This is a genomic window from Halomarina salina (genome assembly GCF_023074835.1).
In the GTDB taxonomy this organism is placed as follows: domain Archaea; phylum Halobacteriota; class Halobacteria; order Halobacteriales; family Haloarculaceae; genus Halomarina; species Halomarina salina.
Genome location: NZ_JALLGW010000001.1, coordinates 2,884,499 through 2,902,930, shown reverse-complemented (window position 1 = coordinate 2,902,930; position 18,432 = coordinate 2,884,499). Strand labels below are relative to the sequence as shown.

Annotated in this window: 17 protein-coding genes; 10 read left to right on the top strand and 7 right to left on the bottom strand. The window is 69.0% G+C overall.

Translation table 11 applies throughout. The features are described from left to right. Positions 1-11: 11 nt before the first annotated feature. The 7 genes from MX571_RS14755 to MX571_RS22500 all read left to right on the top strand — a co-directional run bounded on the left by MX571_RS14755 (position 12) and on the right by MX571_RS22500 (position 6,122). Complete coding sequence (locus tag MX571_RS14755) at positions 12-566, top strand: flavodoxin domain-containing protein (protein WP_247418080.1); 555 nt, start codon at positions 12-14, stop codon at positions 564-566. A 24-nt stretch (positions 567-590) separates the two neighbouring features. Beyond that, positions 591-1,004 (top strand): YlbF/YmcA family competence regulator, encoded by a 414-nt coding sequence (locus MX571_RS14750; protein WP_247418078.1) that lies wholly within the window; start codon positions 591-593, stop codon positions 1,002-1,004. Positions 1,005-1,130: 126 nt separating this feature from the next. Next, complete coding sequence (locus MX571_RS14745; protein ID WP_247418075.1) at positions 1,131-1,919, top strand: YihY/virulence factor BrkB family protein; 789 nt, start codon at positions 1,131-1,133, stop codon at positions 1,917-1,919. Positions 1,920-2,067: 148 nt separating this feature from the next. Beyond that, entirely contained in the window at positions 2,068-2,904 is an 837-nt protein-coding gene (locus MX571_RS14740; RefSeq protein ID WP_247418074.1) for an MBL fold metallo-hydrolase, read from the top strand. A gap of 67 nt (positions 2,905-2,971) precedes the next feature. Continuing rightward, positions 2,972-4,843 (top strand): hypothetical protein, encoded by a 1,872-nt coding sequence (locus MX571_RS14735; RefSeq protein WP_247418073.1) that lies wholly within the window; start codon positions 2,972-2,974, stop codon positions 4,841-4,843. Between the two features lie 85 nt (positions 4,844-4,928). Next, positions 4,929-5,801: a phosphoribosyltransferase HisG-related protein gene (locus MX571_RS14730; protein WP_247418072.1), complete on the top strand. Its 873-nt coding sequence runs from the start codon at positions 4,929-4,931 to the stop codon at positions 5,799-5,801. Between the two features lie 186 nt (positions 5,802-5,987). Beyond that, on the top strand, positions 5,988-6,122 hold the full coding sequence (locus MX571_RS22500) for a DUF7503 family protein (protein WP_282594497.1): 135 nt from the start codon (positions 5,988-5,990) through the stop codon (positions 6,120-6,122). 50 nt (positions 6,123-6,172) lie between these two features. Here the strand turns inward: MX571_RS22500 and MX571_RS14725 are convergent, their stop codons facing one another. Next, entirely contained in the window at positions 6,173-8,362 is a 2,190-nt protein-coding gene (locus tag MX571_RS14725; RefSeq protein WP_247418070.1) for a hypothetical protein, read from the bottom strand. Beyond that, positions 8,359-9,126 (bottom strand): DUF7504 family protein, encoded by a 768-nt coding sequence (locus tag MX571_RS14720; protein ID WP_247418069.1) that lies wholly within the window; start codon positions 9,124-9,126, stop codon positions 8,359-8,361. The genes MX571_RS14725 and MX571_RS14720 overlap by 4 nt, the downstream gene beginning before the upstream one ends. 238 nt (positions 9,127-9,364) lie before the next feature. On the opposite strand from MX571_RS14720, the gene MX571_RS14715 reads away from it, so the two are divergent. Then, a complete protein-coding gene (locus MX571_RS14715; protein WP_247418067.1) occupies positions 9,365-11,680 on the top strand; it encodes a hypothetical protein in 2,316 nt (771 codons plus the stop codon). 7 nt (positions 11,681-11,687) lie between these two features. Here the strand turns inward: MX571_RS14715 and MX571_RS22495 are convergent, their stop codons facing one another. After that, on the bottom strand, positions 11,688-11,822 hold the full coding sequence (locus MX571_RS22495; protein WP_282594496.1) for a DUF7503 family protein: 135 nt from the start codon (positions 11,820-11,822) through the stop codon (positions 11,688-11,690). A gap of 157 nt (positions 11,823-11,979) precedes the next feature. Continuing rightward, positions 11,980-12,786, bottom strand: coding sequence for a DUF1801 domain-containing protein (locus MX571_RS14710; protein WP_247418066.1), 807 nt, complete (start codon positions 12,784-12,786; stop codon positions 11,980-11,982). A gap of 427 nt (positions 12,787-13,213) precedes the next feature. Here MX571_RS14710 and MX571_RS14705 point away from each other — a divergent pair, with 427 nt between their 5' ends. Beyond that, positions 13,214-15,883 carry a cation-translocating P-type ATPase gene (locus tag MX571_RS14705; RefSeq protein ID WP_247418510.1) on the top strand — a complete coding sequence of 890 codons (2,670 nt, stop codon included), beginning with the start codon at positions 13,214-13,216 and terminating at the stop codon, positions 15,881-15,883. A 21-nt stretch (positions 15,884-15,904) separates the two neighbouring features. Here MX571_RS14705 and MX571_RS14700 read toward each other — a convergent pair whose 3' ends face one another. Both MX571_RS14700 and MX571_RS14695 read right to left on the bottom strand, forming a co-directional pair. After that, the gene (locus MX571_RS14700; protein ID WP_247418065.1) at positions 15,905-16,051 is read right to left on the bottom strand and encodes a DUF7557 family protein; all 147 of its coding nucleotides are present in this window, start codon (positions 16,049-16,051) and stop codon (positions 15,905-15,907) included. A gap of 37 nt (positions 16,052-16,088) precedes the next feature. Beyond that, positions 16,089-16,607 carry a hypothetical protein gene (locus MX571_RS14695; RefSeq protein ID WP_247418064.1) on the bottom strand — a complete coding sequence of 173 codons (519 nt, stop codon included), beginning with the start codon at positions 16,605-16,607 and terminating at the stop codon, positions 16,089-16,091. 119 nt (positions 16,608-16,726) lie between these two features. Here MX571_RS14695 and MX571_RS14690 point away from each other — a divergent pair, with 119 nt between their 5' ends. Continuing rightward, a complete protein-coding gene (locus MX571_RS14690) occupies positions 16,727-17,500 on the top strand; it encodes a hypothetical protein (protein WP_247418063.1) in 774 nt (257 codons plus the stop codon). Between the two features lie 12 nt (positions 17,501-17,512). On the opposite strand, the gene MX571_RS14685 is transcribed toward MX571_RS14690, so the two are convergent. After that, positions 17,513-18,337 carry an alpha/beta fold hydrolase gene (locus MX571_RS14685; protein WP_247418062.1) on the bottom strand — a complete coding sequence of 275 codons (825 nt, stop codon included), beginning with the start codon at positions 18,335-18,337 and terminating at the stop codon, positions 17,513-17,515. Positions 18,338-18,432: the final 95 nt, after the last annotated feature.

Sequence of the window (18,432 nt, the reverse complement as noted above, 5' to 3'; positions counted from 1 at the left end):
CTACGTCCCACGTGGCATCCATCCTACTACTGTACGGGACCTCCGAGGGACAGACCGAGAAGATCGCCCACCACGTGGCGGGCGTCCTCACCGGCCGCGGCCACGCGGTGGAACTGGTCCACGGCGAACGCCTCCCCGACTCGCTCGACCTGCCCGCGTACGACGCGGTCGTCGTCGGCGACTCCATCCACCGGAGTCGGCACCACGCCTACGTCAGGGAGTTCGTCGAGCGCAACCGCGAGGTGCTGAACGACTGCGTCTCGGCGTTCTACCAGGTGAGCCTCTCGGCGGCCAGCGAACGCCCCGAGAGCGTCGCGGAGGTGGAGGCCATCGAGGAGTCGTTCCTCGACGAGACCGGGTGGACGCCGGACCACGTCGCCAGTTTCGCGGGTGCCATCGTCTACTCCCAGTACGGGCCCCTCAAGCGGTTCGTGATGCGACGTATCGCCCGGAAAGAGGGTGGCGACACCGACACCTCCCGGGACTACGAGTACACGGACTGGGGGGAGGTGACGGCGTTCGCGGAGGCAGTCGCCGCCGACCTCCCGGACCTTCGGCAGACCTAAACCGACCGAGCCCCAACCCCGACCATGAGCATCGAGACCACGCCGGAGTCCGACGAGGCCGACGAGATTCCCCCCGCCGCTCGCGCGACGGAACTCGCGACCGACCTCGGAGACGCCATCAGCGACCTCCCCGCGTACCAGGAGTTCGCCGAGGCGAAGCAGGCCGTCGAGGAGAGCGAGGATGCCCAGGAGAAGATTCAGTCGTTCGAACAGAAGCGCGAGGAGTTCATGCTCGCCCGCCAGACCGGTAACGCCTCGAACGAGGACCTCCGCGACCTGCAGGCCGCACAGGAGGAGCTCCACGACATCCCCGTCATGAGCGACTACCTCCGCGCGCAGTCCGACCTCGAACTCCAGTTGCAGGAGCTCAACGAGATGATCTCCGCGCCGCTCTCGGTCGACTTCGGCGAGAAGGCTGGCGGCTGCTGTCAGGACTGAACGCCACCCTCTCGTCGCTCGACTGTAACGACGCCGACCTCCGTCGGCCGGGCGAACGATTCACGACAGTGGACAGGTACCCGAGTGGGAACACAGGGTTTTCACGCTCACCCCACTAGGCCGAACGTGTTTCGCCAGTACGACACGGCCGAGACCGCGCTCACCATCGCCGAGTCGTCGTACGACCAGAAGATCCAGTATCCAGCGGCCGCGCTCGCGTACTACGGGTTCGTCTCGTTGCTCCCGTTGCTCGTGTTGCTGGTCGCGGTGATCGGCGAACCGGTCACCGAACCCGTCCGAGGCGGGGTGTTCCACTTCCTCACCCCCCAGGCACAACAGGCGGTGTCGAGCGGACTGGACGACGCGTCCGGGAAGGCTGGTGCGACGCTGTTCGCGGTCGTCGTCCTCGTCTGGAGTGCGGCGAACGTCACCGCGGGCTTCGAGACGATGGTCGGGCGCGTCGAAGGCTCGTCCGACGACTCCCTGGCCGCCCGGGTCCGCAACGCGGTCAGCGTCCTCGGTTCGCTCGGACTGGGGGTCGCCTCCGTCGTCGCCGCGACCGCTCTCTTCGCACTCCTGCCCGGCGCTTCGCACGTCTTCGCCGGCGGACTGGTCGTCCTGTTCGTCGCGCTCACGCTCGTCTTTCTACCGCTGTACTACGTCCCGACGACCGAGATTCCCTCGCTGGCGGCCGCACTCCCCGGGACGCTCACGGTCGCCTTCGGCTGGACGGGGCTTCTCGCCGTGGTCAGATACTACGTCACGCACGCGGCCACGTACGCTATCTACGGTGTCCTCAGCGGAATCATACTCGTCCTCACGAGCCTCTACGTCGCCGCGGTCGTGCTCATGCTGGGCTTCGTCGTCAACGCGACGTTCTCGGACGGAACGGCCGTCTCGAACCCGCCAGGGTAGTGAGAGGTGCGGTAGACCGTGGTCTCCGTTGCGGGTGATGTCCGTTCCTCGTGCGGAGTCGGTATCGCCGGGCGACCCGAGTGCAGAGGACGAACTCCCGGTCGGGTACGAAAGGTGGAGTTACGTGCGTGGCGCGGAAGCGTCCGGTATGGAAGAGGTGCACTCCGACTGGGACGATTGGCTCCTCCGGGCGGTGGAGGGGAGCGACCCGCAGGGACTGGCGGTCTGGTATCTCGGCTGTAACGGCTTCGTCGTGAAGGCGAGCGACGGGACGACGCTGTTCGTCGACCCGTATCTCGCGACGGGCGACCCCCCGCGGACCGTCCGGATGATTCCGGTCCCGTTCGACCCGGCGGACGTCGAGGAGGCGGACGCCGTCTTCGCGACCCACGAACACACCGACCACGCGAACGGGCCGAGCCAGGGACCGATCCTCGCCAACACCGACGCGCCGTTCTTCGCGCCGGACGCCTCGCTGGACGTCGTCGACGAGGAGGGGTGGCGCGAGGAGTGGGACCTCGACGACGACCGGTTCGTCGAGGTGGCGGAGGGCGACACCATCGACGTCGGCGAGGTGACGGTCCACGTCGAACCCGCTCACGACCCCGACGCCGAGCACCCGGTGTCGTACGTCGTCGAACACGCGGGTCGGACGTTCTTCCACGGCGGTGACGCTCGCCCGAGCGACCACTTCGCCGACGTGGGGGAGCGCTACGACATCGACCTCGGTGCGCTCGCGTTCGGGAGCGCGGGGACGATTCCCGACAAGGAGACGGGCGAACCGACCGACACACAGTGGTACTCCGGGGAGAACGACGTGGTCGAGGCCGCTCGACAGTTGCACCTCGACCGGTTCCTGCCGACGCACTGGGACATGTGGAAGGGACTGACCGCCGACCCGACGGCGCTCGGCCCCCACGTCCGAGGGTTCGAGCACCCGAGGCGGCTCGAACTCCTCGAGATCGGCGACAGCACGGTCGTCTGACGCAGACGCGTCGGGGGCTATACAGTTCACGGACAGGTTTATTATCGGAAAGTAATACTGTCCACTAATGAGTGAATTGGCTACCGGTGTCGTCGCCGCGAACGACGTCACCGTCGAGAAGTCGTTCGAACCGGAGGAGTTCCCGGTGCCCGCAATCGCGTTCGTGGTGACGTCGGAGCGCGAGGAGCGCGTGACGTGCCGCGTCGTCGACCACCTCCCCGAGGACGTCACGCCGGACGACGTGGGGTTCCACCCCGACTTCGGCGAGGAGTTCTGGTCGGTCGAGGACGGCGACCTCGTCTTCGAACGCGACCTCGCCGCGGGCGAGTCGGTGACGACCGTCTACGCGTTGCGGGACAAGGACGTCGACGCCGCGGAGACGTTCCTCGAAGACCCGACCCTCGAGGTCGACGACGCCGCGGCGGCGGTCCTCGGGACCAACAGCGGCGACCCCGTTCGCGACGTCATCTCGGGCGACGCCGACACCGTACCGGGTCTCGAAGAGGAGGCCGAAGCCGTCGACCTCGTCGAGGAGGCGGAGACCGACGAGGACGACGAGATAGAACCCATCCAGCTGAGCGACCCGAACGAGGAGGCCGGCGGGTCGACCGAGTCGAAATCGTCCGGTTCGACCGTCGCCGACTCGAAGACGACTGACTCGGCGACGGCCGGTTCGACGACCGACGAGACGACGGAGACCCCCGACGGCGACGACGCCACCGACGCGGCCGGAGCCGCCTCGACGACGTCCGCCACTCCACCGACGGAGAACGACGCTCTGGACGCCGCCCCCGCGGCTGGCGGCGTCGCCGCCGCGCTCGCTCGCGAACTGCGCGACGGGAGCGTCGACCCCGCCGTCGAGAACGCGCTCCGGGGTGCGCTCGGCGCGGAGGGGCCGTCCGGAAGCGAGACGGCCCAGCTAGCGACCATCCGCGAGGACGTGACGAAACTTCGCGCGTACGTGAACGCGCTCGAGGAGTTCCTCGACGAGAACGGCGACGCACAGACTCTGCTGCGCGATCTGCGCGGTGAACTCGGCTCGCTGGAGACGCGGCTCGACGCGCACGACGACCGCATCGGCTCGGTCGACGAGGACGTGGAGACGGTCGACACCCGAGTCGACGACGTGGACGAGCGACTCGACGCCACGAGCGAGGACGTTGACGCGGTCGACGACCGGGTCGAGACGGTCGAGACGGAGGTCGCCGACGTGGACGACCGCGTGGACGACGTTGACGGACGGGTCGACGCCCTCGACGAGAGCGTCGACGAACTCGCGGCCCACGCCGACGAGACCGACGAGCGGTTCGAGGCGGTCGACGACCGGATGGACGAGGTCGACGACCGCTCGGAGACCGTCGGGAAGGAACTCGACGCGGTCCGGGAGGAAATCGACGACCTCTACGAGCGAACCGACGACGCGGCCGACGCCGTCGAGACCCTCGACACGTCGACGGACGACCTGGAGGACGGCCTCGTGGACGTCGAACTCCACGTCGAGGACCTCCGCGACGACCTCTCGGCGGTCGAGGACCACCTCGACACGTTCCGCGGTGAGGCCGCCAGCAGCGAGGACCTCGACGCCGTCGCGGCGGACCTCGACGAGACCGGTACGGAACTCTCGGCGACCGTCGACCGGGTCGAAGACACCGAGAGTCGGGTCGCCGAGGTCGAGGACGCACTCGACGGTGCGGACGACCTCGCCGAGCGACTCGACGCAGTCGACGAGGAACTCGACCGCGTCGAGAACCTCGCCGAGACGCTGGACGACGTCGAGGCGACGCTGGAGGACCTCGACGACCTCTCGGACCGCCTCGACGACGCCGAGGGGCGTCTGGAGCAGTTCGACGCGTTCCAGGAGCGGATGGCCGGCGTCTTCGGCGGTGGCGGTCCCGGTGTCGCTGCCGACGATACGGCCGACGACGCGGACGAGGAGTAGTCGAACCCAGTTCACCGCGGACGCACCGCGGACAGACCGGTCGGCAATCGGTCGCGTTTTATCGCCGGAAGCTGTTCTCGGCGTAATGGCAGCCATCAGCGTCGCCGTTCCGCGCAAGGGTCGTCCGCTCGAAGCCGTCCTCGAACGGCTCGCGGCCCATACGGGAACGCCGGACCTCGCCGACGAGGTCATCTCGACGCTCCGCTACGAGAAGGCCATCACGAAGGGCACGCAGTCGACCGACCGCTCGGTGTACGACCGCCTCGCCGACTACAGTCGAGGTCCGGCGGACTACACCGTCCTCCGGGACAGTCGCGAGGGGTTCCCGCGACGCATCGCGTTCGACGCGCTGACGTGGTCGCTCGGCGACTACGAGGTCCGACTCGTCGGCCGCGAGGAACCGTTCCGAGCGCTCCGGAAACACGAGTTCGCACTCGGCTTCGACAGCGCCGACCTCGTCCTCGAAGAGGTCGTCGGCCTCGCTCCCGACCCCCTCCGCGACATGGCCGACGTCAACGACCGCATCGACCCGCGGGACACCGACGTTCGCCTCGTCTCCGGTCTCGGCGATACGGTGTACCACACGCTCCTCGCCACCCCGTCGGTCGCCGACGGCGACCTCGACCGCTCGTTCGTCGAGGAGTACGCTGGCCCCGTCTGCATCTCGCCGCGCTACGAACGCCTCGTCGAGGCGGTCGTCGGCACCGACGCGCTGGACGGCGTCGAGTTCTGCTACCCCGGCGACGGCGTGGAGGAGGAGGCCGCCATCGCGAACGCCGGACTGGGCGTCTACGTCACCGTCACCGGGTCGACGGCGCGCGACCACGGGCTGGTGCTCGGCGAGCGCCTGTTCCCCTCCGAGACGGTGCTCCTGGAGAACGCCTCCGAGTCCGGGCCGGCCGACGACCGACTCAAACGCGTTCTGGAGCCCCTCGAGACCGAACTCGCCGTCCGCTGATTCCGGACACACCGTCTCAGCGTTTTCGACCGAACCTCCTCTCCGTTCGCGATGCACTCTCCCAGCGCGGCACTCGTCCAACTCAGCCGAGAATTGTTCTGAACCGGTAGTACGTTTTTTTATACAATATACTCTAGAATTTATTAAGTTAGATTCAATTATATAACCCCTGTTCGGTGAGACGTGATGTCGAAGACCACGGTTGCAGAACGACTGGCGAACCACCCGAAACTGACCGGAGCCCTCTTCGTGGCGCTCATCGCACTCTCACAGGTGGGTTCGGCGGCCGCGGCCGCAGGGTCGACGCTGGGTGGCCCGTAGTCGGCGACCGGTTCTCGACACCAGTCCGTTTCTCGGCGATTTGTTATCGTTCAATCGACGTCTTCGAGCGAGAGCGACTCGCTCCAGTGGAGGTCACCGTCGACGACGACCGGGAACCGTTCGAGCCGGAGGAACGTCGCGAGCTGGTCGCGAGTCAGGTCGAAGTCGTCGACGTGACCCGCGTTGAGGTAGCGCCGGGTGTTCGTGGGAACGTTCGGCGAGTACACCGCTCCCGGCCCCATGCGGCCCGCGGGGTGACCGTGGAGGGAGATGCGGAACCGCTCGTCGTCGTCACTGTCGTCACTATTGGTACCATCGTCACCGTCGGCACCATCGTCGTCGTCGAGTCGGCACAGTTCGACGCTGATGGGGGTCGACCCGCGAGACGACGCGAGCGTCAGGTTCTGGTCGCCGACGATGCCGTAGTGCTTGGCGAACAGGTCCGTCTCACCGACCACGTCGAGCGCGCCGCCGAGGGAGAACCCCGCGTTGAGCAGACGCGCGAGCGACCGTCCGATGCGGGTCGCGGCGTCGTTACCGATCATCACGAACGTCACCACGCCCGCGATAGCCCCGGCGTCGACGAGGTGCTGGCCCTGCCGGTAGGACTGACAGGCGTTGAGGACGAACGCGCGCGTTCGAACGTGGTCGAGCGTTGCGGCGTCGAGGTAGCCGTCGGCGCACTGGAGGCCCCGCTCGTCGACGTGGCCGACGAAGTGAACGAAGTCCCGGTCCTCGGTGAGCAGCGAGCGGAGCCCGGTACGGTCGAGCTCCTCGTGGACCGAGACGTCGAACTGGACGAGTTCGCGGAGGCCGTACCGGTTCTGGACGCTCCCCTCGGCACGCATCTCGGGGTCGTTGACGACGACGGCCACGTCGATGGGACCGCTCGTGACGGCGTTCAACCGACGCTTCCTGGCGGCGACGGTCGGTTTCGCCGACCCCATGCGGTAGCCGTCGCCGACCCAGACGTGCTCGATGCTGCCGGTTCGGGGGAGGCCGACGATGCGGTCCGACCGCTCGCAGTCGTCGAAGCGCCGCGTCGTGTCGGCGGCCTCCGACCGGGCCGTCCCACCGTCGCTCATGACCCGGCCACCGACCCGACCGACCGGGTCGCCGCGAGCGAACTCGCGAACGGTACTCGTCGTGGGCGAGGTGACGCTGTCCCGTCGCGGGCCGGGACAGCGGATGGTACAGAGGTCGTTGACGAGGAACGGTAGCTGTTCGACCGACGACGAGACGGGCCGCACGTCGGCGGTCGTCTTCCAGCGCGGCCGGTGGTCGTCGAGTGCGTCGAACGGGACGTCGAGGTACGCCCTCGTCCGGTCGGCGAGCGGGGCGTCGTACAGCGCTGCGAAGTCGAGGCCGAGGTCCACGGTCTCGACGGCCTCGCGTTCGGCCAGTTCGATGGGGTAGAGCCCCTCCGTCCGGGTGAGGCAGTCGAGGAAGAACAGGTGGCGGAGCGTCCGCTCGACGCCCGTCTCGACGTTCGGGTCGTCCAGGGGATGTTCGGTTCCGTCGGCGAGGAGGACCGGCGACTCGCCGGGTTCGACGCGGGCGTTCAGGTAGTACGCGAGCGGTGCGACCGGGTAGACGGCGTCGAGACGGGGCGGGACCCGAATCGTGACGGGCCGGTCGCCGTCCCCACTGACCGACTCCGGGACGCGGAGTTCGTCGCCGCGTTCGAGGAGCGGCGGGTGGCCCCGGAGCGTGGGCCACGACCGTTCGGGCGACGTCGTCTTGAGCGCCGACCCGAACTGGGAGACGGCCGCCATCACGTCCGCCGGGTCGTCGGTGGTGGTGATGGTCCCGGCCGGGAACTCGTGGAGGGACCGGGCACCGAGTCGTATCGTGTCGGCCCCCGACACCCGGACGACGCGGCCCGACTCGTCGGTGTACGTCTCGACGGTGCCGTCGACGACGAGGTACGTCTTCACCGCGAGGCTCTCCAGTTCCAGGACGTACTGCCCCGATGGGAGACGGGTCCGCTGGCGGTTCGTGACCTGACTGACGACGGTCCCGTGGTCGTCGTGGACGATGACGTTGACGAACTTCGGCACGCGGATGGCCGCGGTGTCGAGGCTCGCCAGGGCGTCGAGCGGGAGGGCGGTGTCCTCCGGCGACTCGACGACCGGCGACACGGGAGACGCCGTGTCGAACCGTACGGTCACACCCTGGACGTCGTCGACGACGACGACGCCGGCGTCCGACGACGCCTCGATGGCGAGTCGCGCTGTCACAGCGGGACCCACGCCGTCCGCACCGACTGTTCGGGGACGACCCACCGGTGTTCGGGGGTCCCAGTTCCGCGGTCGCGGAGTTCGATGCGGACGTCGAACGACGGCATCAGCCCGTTCGCCGTCCGGCCGTCGGCCTCGCCGAGCAGGTGACAGTGGACCATCCCCCGGTGGTCGACGACGTCCTCGACCATCGAGCCGAGCGTCGTGCGCACGCGGTCGGCCTCCTCCTCGTCGTAGGGACCAGAGAGCGACGCGACGCCCACCCGGAGTTCGCCTGGCGCGAACGTATCGACGCGGTCTGCGACCGTCGCGACCGCCGACGATAGCGAGGTACCGAGCGACGCGACCCGGTCCGCGTCGTCGGTGCGGACGGTGGGTGACGAACCGGTGGCGGTACCGGTGTCGCCCGAACTCGCCGCGACTCCTCCCCGGAGTTCGTCGGCGAAGTCGACCACGGTCACGGCGTCGTCCCGCGCCCCGAGACCGTCCGGGAGGTAACGGGCGACCGGGAGACCGACGCTGTTGGTCACGGCGAGCAGTCGAAAGCGCCGCTCGTCGGGGACACCGAACAGGCGGCGGGACATGGCGGCCCGCGTCTCGAACGGGACCGCCCCCGTCACGAGCACCGAGCACCCCCGCCGCTTGAGGTCCCGTAACGTCTCGCCGAGCGTGGTGTCGTCCGTTCTGAGCGACGCCTCGTCGGGCGTCGCCGTCGGACGGCGGCGAGGTGGTGCGGAGTCGTGCGGGTCGGCGAACTCGACCATTTCAATTTTCTCTACATCGCAGTTATAAATAATAGTTTTGAGAGCCATGAAATATTGTCTATCTCGCTGGAGTGTTGGTGTCGGGAGCCACATCAACGCGCGACTTTAATTCCATATCTTTAGTGCGAAACTATATTTGATGCGGGGGCGGACTAGCGCACGAAATGTCGACCGGGAGTTCACCTGCCGAGTCGTCGCACCGTCAGCCGGTGACCGCCGCCCCCCATCCACCGGGCCGATGCGAGCGGGACTGAACGTCACGCCCACGTCGTCACCGACCGGGTTCGTCGTCGCAGACGACGTCATGGGCGTCCGCGCGGAGTTCCGAACGCCGACGCCCGTCCGGCCGAAGGGGTGTTCGACCGAGCCGTTCTGTCTCCCCGTCGACGACGCCGTCGTCCTCCGGACGCGGGCCGTCCGGATACCGAAGTTCCCGGTCCTGATCGTCCGCGACGGTAGCGGCGAGGTTGCCTGCGAGGTCGCGGGCCGAGAGACGCGAAGCCTGGGACCGGGCGTCTGGACCGTCGAACTGTCGTCGACGGCGGTGAAGACGTACCTCCACGTCGAAGGTGGGTTCACGACCTACGCCGACGAGGACGGACGAGTCGTCGAAGCAGCGGACGCAACCCGCTTCCGAATCGGCACACGGTCCCGCCACGACCACCCGGCGGCGACCGTCACCGTCCCGGAGACGCCCGAGGGTGTCGCGGCGGCGCTCTCCCAGTTCGGGTCGGCGCTCAAGACGACGTCGCCCGAACGGTCGTGGCCCACGCTCCGGGGGCACCCACCCCTCCTCGAACGCGGCGACGAACTCCACGTCCCGGAGTCGCTGTCGAGCGACCGTCGCACACGGCGACTCGTCGTCGAGGTGCCGCCGTCGCTCCGGTATCTCTACCCAGTTACCTCGCTCGCGTTCTTCCTCGACGCGCGCGTCGAACTCGGGGCGCGGCCACGCCTCCGGACGGACGACCACGGGTGGACGTTCCCGCTCGACGACACCACATCGGGAGGAGCGGCCGGACAGACCGACGCCCGCGGACGGCGTCACGTCGGCGGGTCACGGTCGTTCGAGGAACGCGTCGCGCGCACGCTCCAGCACCTGTTCACCTTCGAGTGTGTGACCCGGACCGAGGGGCTCTACCCGTTCGACCTGGACGAGCGCCGCCGCGTCGAACGACGGTTGGCCGAGACGGGTCGGTCGCTGGACTTCGGTGCGCTGTACGACGCGCCGCTCGCCGATCGGACGCGCGCCTACCTCGACGTCCCGTTCGACGTCGTCACACCGGCCGTCCCGCGCTGGAAGCTCACGGCCGACGTCGCCCCCCGGTACGACGGACTGGAGCACCTCCCGTACGTCGCCGACGACCTCGGCGTGGTTCGCTGCCTGTCGCCGTCACCGCAGACGGACGAACGCGGCGGCACCACCGCACTCGACGCGTTCGTCCGAGGGGGTGACGCCGAACCGGGCGGACCGACCGGACCGAGCGGGGCGAGCGAGCGGCCTCTGCCGACCGCGACGGACACGACGAACGGGCGCCTGCCGGGGGACTCGACGGAACGTGGAGGTGACGACACTCCGGAGTCGGCTGCCCCGTCGCGCGGGGACGGTGGGTCGGCCTCACCGACGCTCGCGGACGAGACGGTCGTCGTCCCGCGACCGACGGACAGCATCGAACAGGTCTGGGTCGGCGACGGCTACCCGGTCGGCGGGACGAAACCCGACCTCGGCGCGAGTCGACGCCGCCTCGACGCGACCGCCAGCGGCGAGGTCGACGTGGCGGTGGTCGCCAACGACCCCGAGATGCGCGAGGAGCTCGCCGTCTCGGGGCTCTACGGCCTTCGAGACCTCGTGGCGTTCAGCGTCGAGACCTACGAGGAGGTGACGCGTGCGGAACTCGTCGACCTCCTCCAGACCGACTGCGACTTCCTCCACTACGTCGGCCACGTCGACGAGCGGGGCCTCCAGTGCGCCGACGGCTACCTCGACGCCGCCACCCTCGACCGTGTGGCCGTCCGTGCCTTCATGCTCAACGCGTGTCGGTCGTACGTCCAGGCACACCACCTCGTCGACGCCGGGGCCATCGGCGGGGTCGCCACGGTCGAGAACGTCGAGAACGCGGCGGCGACCGGCCTCGGCCGGACCGTCGCGCGCCTGCTCAACGCGGGCTTCTCCCTCGGGGGGGCTATCGACGTCCTCGGCAGCGAGACGGCCGCGGGCGACCAGTACCTCGTCGTGGGCGACCAGAACCTGACCGTCGCACAGAACCGGAGCGGCATCCCGATGCGCTGGGACCTCGTCCGGACCGACGACGGCCGGTTCGAGATAACCGTGCACGGCTTCCCGACCCGTGGGAACCTGGGGGGCATCTACGCACCGACCGTCGACGGCGTCGAGCGGCGGTTCCTCGGTGCTGGTCGGATGACGACCCTGACGATGTCCGCGCGGGAGTTCCAGGAGTTCTGTTCGATGGAGCGATTGCCGGTGACGACGCCCGACCACGACGGTGTCTGCTGGAGCGACGACCTCCCCGACGACGTCGACCCGACGCTCTAGTCCCGACTTACGGCCCGGTGACGGTACTACCGGTGTTCGAGGCCGCGACGCCTGCCCGAGAGAGCGCGAGCAGGATTGTGAAGACGACGCCGACGAGACGCGGGTGGTCCGTGAGTACGACCGAGCCATCTGGGTCTACCATCGAGATTTAATTCTTCGTAATATAGGTAAAAATAAGGCCTCCGTACAGCTCGACTGTCGAACTCGACGCTGTGTCTCGACGCTCTGTCTCGATGGAACGACTCGTCACACGGTTCTCGGGGGCCGGCCGGCGGTAGTGACCGGTCGGCCGCCCAGCTTCACCATCCCATCCCCGGATGGGCGGCGGCCTGCCGGACCCAGGACCCGACCCGCTCCTCGTCCAGCGTGTCCGTCTCCGTCACGTCCAGGGCCTGCCGTTCCGGCCCGGAACCGGCGGGAGGCCGCGGTTCGAGATACGAGTCGCTCACGAACGACAGCTTCACGTGCTTCGAGAAGGCGCTGAACGACGCGAACCAGCCCTCGCCCTCGACGCCGTAGAACGGTTGGTGGTACCGCACGGCGCGGCGCACGTCGGGGACGTTCTGGCCGACAATCTCGTCGAACCGCGTCGCGACGTCGCGCTTCCACCCCGGCAGCGCTGCGACGTACGCCCGAACCGCCGTCGCCCCGTCGGTGTCGTCCGACCGCCGCGCCGCCTCGTACCGCTTTCGCCGGTCTCGCCACTCCCCCTCCGTCGGCACCTGCTCCGGCAACGCGACCTCCCCGACGGTCTTGTCCGTGATGGTCTCCGTTCCCGCTCGACCGAACACCCCGGTCACGACCAGGACCGCGTCCGACCCCGACGGGTCGGAGAACTCGTCGAACTCGACCTGTAGCGTCGCTCCTCGCCAGTGGCGAGCGAACCCCACCCAGCCGTCGGGACGGTCGTCCCGTGGGTCCCGTTCGACCCGGAACAACCCCTGCAGGGCCGGGACCACGTCGGCACCCCACTGGAGCCCCCGGTCCAGGTCCGTGAACTGGACCCCCTCGTCGTGAGATTTTCGATAGTCGGGTGCTCTGATCACCCGGTTCGCCAGCACGAACTCCTCGACCCGCTGAACGGAGAGCGTCCCAGATGTGCTCATAACAGCCGCTAGAACGTCGGATACGGGCATCAACGTTCCGCGGCCGGGAACTACGATCGGCCGATTTCGTATCGCGATATTCAGTGTATCCGAACGGTATGGGACAGACACGCTCGAGCGTTGTCGCGTCCACGGCGGTCGAAACGGTCACGAACAGGTCGCGAGCGGCGACTCTCGCGTCACGTCTGGATAGCCGATTTCGTCGCCGCCGCGAGTACCGGTTCGTCTATGACCGACGAGACGACGATGCGAGCGGCACACGTCGCCGAGCCGGGTGGCGAGTTCGGGGTGGTCGTCCCGTAACCGAACCCGGTGCCGAGCCGACACTTTTCCCGATTGGCGATAGCAGACGACGTATGGTGAGGACGTCGGGCGCGTCAGGAGTGGTCGTGCCGTGAGCGGTCCGTCGGGGGCCCACCGGTCCGGGATGGAGTCGGGAGTCGAAGCTTCGTCGGCCGCGGACTGGCACGCGCAGCCCGCCGAGGCGGTCTTCGAGCGTCTCGACACCAGCGAGTCGGGGCTGAGCCCGGAAGAGGCGGCGGCGCGACGCGAGCGGTTCGGACCGAACGAGCTCCCGGACGACGACGAGCGTCGACCGGCCCGCATCCTGCTGGCACAGTTCCGGAGCGCCCTGGTGTGGGTGCTCGTCCTCGCCGTCGTGCTCTCGGCGACGGTCGGCGAGACGGTCGACGCCGTCCTCATCACTGGAATCGTCGTCGCCAACGCCGCGTTCGGCTTCGTCCAGGACTACCGCGCCGAGCGGAGCCTCCGGGCGCTGCGCGAACTGGCGACGCCCACCGTGACCGTCAGGCGCGACGGCGAGCGGACGATGGTACCGGCGACCGACCTCGTCCCCGGCGACGTGATACTGCTCGCGGAAGGCGACGTGGTGCCCGCCGACGCCCGTCTGGCGGAGGCGTCGACGCTGCAGGTCGACGAAGCGGCACTGACCGGTGAGAGCGCGCCCGTCGAGAAGTCGCTCGGCGTCCTGTCCCCCGGAACGGCGCTGGCCGAGCGCTCGAACCTCGTGTTCGACGGGACGAGCGTGACTCGCGGACGAGGAGTGGCCGTCGTCGTCGCGACGGGCCTCGACACCGAGGTGGGCCACATCGCCACCTCGCTCCGGACGGCCGAGCGTCGGTCGACGCCTCTGGAACGTGACCTCGACGTGCTCGCCCGGCGTCTCGGGGTGGCCGTCGTCGTCCTCGCGGCGGTGCTCGTTCCGGTGCTCGTCCTCGGCGGGACGGAGCTCGTGCAGGCCGCGCTGACCGGTGTCTCGCTCGCCGTCGCGGCCATCCCCGAGGGGCTGCCGGCCGTCGTCACCCTGACGCTGGCGCTCGGGGTCCGCCGGATGGCCGACGAGAACGCGCTCGTCCGGACGCTCCCCGCGGTGGAGGCGCTCGGGTCGGTCGACACGGTCTGCACCGACAAGACCGGGACGCTCACGAGAGGAGAGATGCGCGTTGGTCGCCTCTGGGTGGACGACGAGACGGTCGACCGGGCAGACAACGAGACGGTCGACCCGAGGGGGAACCGGACGACCGGTACGGAGGCGGGCGACGACCGGGTCCGCCGACTGCTCGAAATCGGTGCGCTCTGCAACGACGGACCCGCCGACGGCGACGGTGGCGACCCGACCGAGCGGGCGCTCGTCGACGCCGCGAGCGAGGCGGGTCTCGACGTGGCTAGACTCCGCGAGGAACGACCTCGGTCCGACGAGCGGCCGTTCTCCGCCGAGCGAAAGCGGATGGCGACCGTCCACGACGACGAGGTGCTGGTGAAGGGCGCTCCCGAGACGGTGCTCCAGCGGTCGACACGGCTACTCACCGCCGACGGCGTCCGTCCGCTCGACGACGCGGCCCGCGAACGCGTCGCCGCGCGGGTCGAGTCGTTCGCCGACGACGCGCTCCGGGTCCTCGCGTTCGCCTACAAACCCCGAGACGACGACGGCGATCTGGAGGAGAACCTCGTCCTGGTCGGTCTCCAGGGACTCGTCGACCCGCCGCGCCCGGAGGTGGCCGACGCCATCGCCGAGACGCGCGCTGCGGGCATCGACGTGAAGATGGTGACCGGCGACAACCGCGTCACGGCGCGGGCCATCGCCCGGCAGGTCGGTATCGGCGACCGGGTGCTGACCGGCAGCGAGGTGGCCGCGATGAACGACCACGACCTCCGCGAACGCCTCCCTGACGTGGACGTATTCGCCCGCGTCACGCCGACGGAGAAGGTGCGCATCCTCGAACTGCTCCAGGCGAGCGGTCGCCGGGTGGCGATGACCGGCGACGGCGTCAACGACGCGCCCGCGCTGAAACGCGCCGACGTGGGCATCGCGATGGGGGTTCGGGGCACCGACGTGGCGAAGCAGGCCAGCGACATCGTCCTGCTCGACGACGACTACGGGACCATCCGCGACGCGGTGCGCCGGGGGCGGACCGTCTTCGACAACGTCTGGAAGTTCGTCGCGTACCTGCTCGGTGCGAACGTCGCCGAGGTGGCGCTGGTGTTGCTGGCGTCCCTGGCGGGCTTCCTCGTCCTCCCCGCCGTCCAGTTGCTCTGGATCAACCTGCTCACCGACGGCTTACCGGCGCTCGCACTGGGTACCGACCCCACCGCCGAGGACGTGATGGAGCGTCGCCCGCGACGCGATACGGGCGTCGTCGACCGGGCGATGGTCGGACTCGTGGGCGGGACGGCGACGGTGACGACGCTGCTGATGCTCGCCCTCCTCGCGTTCACGCTCGACGGTGGTGCGTCCGTGACGGCGTACGCCGGGACGATGGTGTTCACCGGGCTCGTCGTCGTCGAGTTCGGGAAACTGTACGTCGTCCGCTGGACGCGACGCACGCCGACGCGCTCGAACCCCGCGCTCGCGGCCGCCGTCCTCGCCTCGTTCGGCCTCCACCTCGCGGTCCTGTACACGCCGCTCGCCGACTACTTCGGGACCGTCCCGCTCGCGTCCGGCGACTGGCTGGTCCTGGCTGGCGTGCTCCTCGCGTCGCTCCCGCTCTACCTCCTCGTCGGGGTAGTCGTCCGCCGGTACACGGAGCGCACCGAGGAACCGCCCGCCGACGCGACGTCTGCCGTCGAGGCTACCTGATTCCGCTGCGTGCCGCCGCGGTCACTCCGAGTAGCCCTCCTGGACGAAACGGGTGCCCTCGTAGATGTTGAGCAGTTCCTCGACGAGTTCGGCGTACGTCTCGTCCTCCTCGAGGTGGACCGCCAGGCGCTCCGCCAGGTCGTCCGGAAGTTCGATGGTCGTGGGCATCGCTAGCACGGTACGTGCTCCTGGTTGATGAATCGCGCTATCGACGGGACTCCGTGAGCCAACGGCTCTTCTGCCGTCCGTCGGTCCGCCGGCCGGACCCGACGTCGGTTCCGTCGGGCGACGCGGGGACGTTTCGGGCGCTCGATTCGCCACTCGACAGGTTCGCCCCACGACCGTCACTCGGGTCGAGCACGCCGTCGAGACGACGTTCGAGTTCTCGTTCGTCGATGGCGTCGGCGACGTACTCCCCCTTGACCCGGTCGAGGGGGTCCGGGATACTGTCGGCCGAACGCACCCGACGCTCCACGTGACGAACGGCGAACCGGACGGCACCGAGGGCGAGAGCCACCAGCGCGAGAACCAGCCCCGCCAGCCCTCCGACGGCGAGGAGGTTCACGTCGCCCACCGTCAGCAGTCCGACTCCCGCGAAGACGAGAATCGCGAGGAGTGCGACGACGCCCGCCAGTGACAGGAGCGTCACGACGAGTCCCGCCGACAGGTAGAGCGCCGCTCGGAACGCCGAGAAGAGCCGCGGGTGTCTCACTCGGTCGGTCATGGGGTCGATTGCCACGCCGTGGACATAGCGCTGTCGTCGGTGGTCGTCGTTCGGGTACGTCGTCGTCGCTCGCTGGCCGAACCGTGATACGGCAGGCTCGCGACGGGAGGACCAGAGCGATGTGGTCTCTGGAGCAGGCTCTCGGTCCGTGGGTCGTCGTCGGGCAGTCGGCTGCCTCGCCGACAGTGGCGGCGGCGATTACGGTCGCGCTCGCCGTCGTCCACTCGCTGGCGGGTCGGCTCTGGGCCGGGAGCGACTATCGACCGCGGGTCCTGTCGGCCGCCGGTGGAGCGTCGCTCGCGTACGTCGTCGTCTACCTCCTGCCAGAGATCAACGAGGCGGTGCTCCACGTCGTCGAGAGCGACGCCGGGTCGGCGAGCTTCTTCGGTCGCGACGTCGAGGTGTACGTCGTCGTCCTCACCGGGTTCCTGACGTTCTACGCCGTCCACGTGTTCGCGTCCCGGACGACCGACGGCGAGACGGACCAGACGTCGGTCACCTTCTGGGCACACCTCGCCTCGTTCGGGGTGTACAACGCGCTCATCGGCTACCTCGTCTTCCACCAGGAGCGCTCCGGCACGACGGCGCTGGTCCTGTACGGAGTCGCGATGGGCCTGCACTTCCTCGTCACCGACGCTGGCCTGCGCAGACACCACGGGCGGACGTACCATCGCCTGGGTCGGTGGCTACTCGCCGGTGCCATCCTCCTCGGCGGACTGGTCGGGACGCTGACGACCGTCGCCGAGGGGCCGCTCGCGCTCCTGCTGGCGTTCCTCGCCGGTGGTATCGTGTTCAACGTGACCAAAGAAGAGCTCCCCGACCCCGAGACGAGCCGATTCGGCTCGTTCGTCGCGGGGACGGTCGGCTACGCCGCCGTGTTGCTGGCTCTCTGAGGCGCTCGCCGGTCAGCGACGACACGCGTGGACGAACTCGCGGAGTTCCTCGTCGAAACGTTCGGGGCTCTCGACGAAGGGGGAGTGACCGGTCTGGGGGTACCGCGAGACCCGAACGTCCTCGACGAGTTCGGCGTGCTGGTCGACGATGTCGACGTCCACAACCCGGTCCTCCACACCGTGGGTGAGGAGGACGGGAACGTCCAGCGACGACAGGACGTCGCGATGGTCGAGCGTGCGCGCGCGAAGCGCGTCGCGCACGCGAGGTGGGGTGGCGACAGTGAACCCCAGGGTCCGGTAGAACTCGTCGACCGGTATCTCGTCGTGGCGACAGAGGCGGACGAACGACCCGAGCGCCTCGACGGACTCCTCGGCGTCCGTCGACGTCATCCCGCCCATGAGGCCGACGTACGTCTCCCCGAGCAGTGCCGTCGCGGCCTCCGTTCCGATGGCCGACACCGCGCCGACGAGGTTCACTCCGGCGACGCGGTCGGTGCCGTACACCGAGAGGTAGTCGAGGGTGACCAGGCCGGCGTACGACCACCCCACGATGACGACGTCGTCGAGTCCGAGCGACTCCACGACCGCTCGCACGTCGTCTGCCCACGACTCAGTCTCGTCGTACGCCTCGTGGGGTTTCTCGGACTCGCCGTGGCCTCGACTGTCCATCCCGACCAGTCGGAACTCGTCGGCGAGCGAGGAGTCGAACTGTTCGCTCCACGACCGGTGGCTCTGTGAGTAGCCGTGGAGCAACAGCACCGGTGGCGCGTCGGTCGGCCCCGCTTCGGCGACGTGGAGTCCGACACCGTCGCCACCCTCGATGGTATGGGTCCGCATGGATGGGTGATGGTCGGTGGTCCACCTCTTCACTGTTGGGTCCATGTCCAGTGGCCGCCGAGCGGGATTCCCGCGTGTCGCCAACACCGAACGAC

Bases quoted from the DNA above. Each gene is read 5' to 3' on its own strand.
- MX571_RS14740 (WP_247418074.1), top strand. From the start codon at position 2,068: ATGGAAGAGGTGCACTCCGACTGGGACGATTGGCTCCTCCGGGCGGTG.
- MX571_RS14685 (WP_247418062.1), bottom strand. From the start codon at position 18,337: ATGCGGACCCATACCATCGAGGGTGGCGACGGTGTCGGACTCCACGTC.
- MX571_RS14710 (WP_247418066.1), bottom strand. From the start codon at position 12,786: ATGAGCACATCTGGGACGCTCTCCGTTCAGCGGGTCGAGGAGTTCGTG.
- MX571_RS14695 (WP_247418064.1), bottom strand. From the start codon at position 16,607: ATGACCGACCGAGTGAGACACCCGCGGCTCTTCTCGGCGTTCCGAGCG.
- MX571_RS14690 (WP_247418063.1), top strand. From the start codon at position 16,727: ATGTGGTCTCTGGAGCAGGCTCTCGGTCCGTGGGTCGTCGTCGGGCAG.
- MX571_RS14700 (WP_247418065.1), bottom strand. From the start codon at position 16,051: ATGCCCACGACCATCGAACTTCCGGACGACCTGGCGGAGCGCCTGGCG.
- MX571_RS14730 (WP_247418072.1), top strand. From the start codon at position 4,929: ATGGCAGCCATCAGCGTCGCCGTTCCGCGCAAGGGTCGTCCGCTCGAA.
- MX571_RS14750 (WP_247418078.1), top strand. From the start codon at position 591: ATGAGCATCGAGACCACGCCGGAGTCCGACGAGGCCGACGAGATTCCC.
- MX571_RS14735 (WP_247418073.1), top strand. From the start codon at position 2,972: ATGAGTGAATTGGCTACCGGTGTCGTCGCCGCGAACGACGTCACCGTC.
- MX571_RS14720 (WP_247418069.1), bottom strand. From the start codon at position 9,126: ATGGTCGAGTTCGCCGACCCGCACGACTCCGCACCACCTCGCCGCCGT.
- MX571_RS22500 (WP_282594497.1), top strand. From the start codon at position 5,988: ATGTCGAAGACCACGGTTGCAGAACGACTGGCGAACCACCCGAAACTG.
- MX571_RS14715 (WP_247418067.1), top strand. From the start codon at position 9,365: ATGCGAGCGGGACTGAACGTCACGCCCACGTCGTCACCGACCGGGTTC.
- MX571_RS14705 (WP_247418510.1), top strand. From the start codon at position 13,214: ATGGAGTCGGGAGTCGAAGCTTCGTCGGCCGCGGACTGGCACGCGCAG.
- MX571_RS22495 (WP_282594496.1), bottom strand. From the start codon at position 11,822: ATGGTAGACCCAGATGGCTCGGTCGTACTCACGGACCACCCGCGTCTC.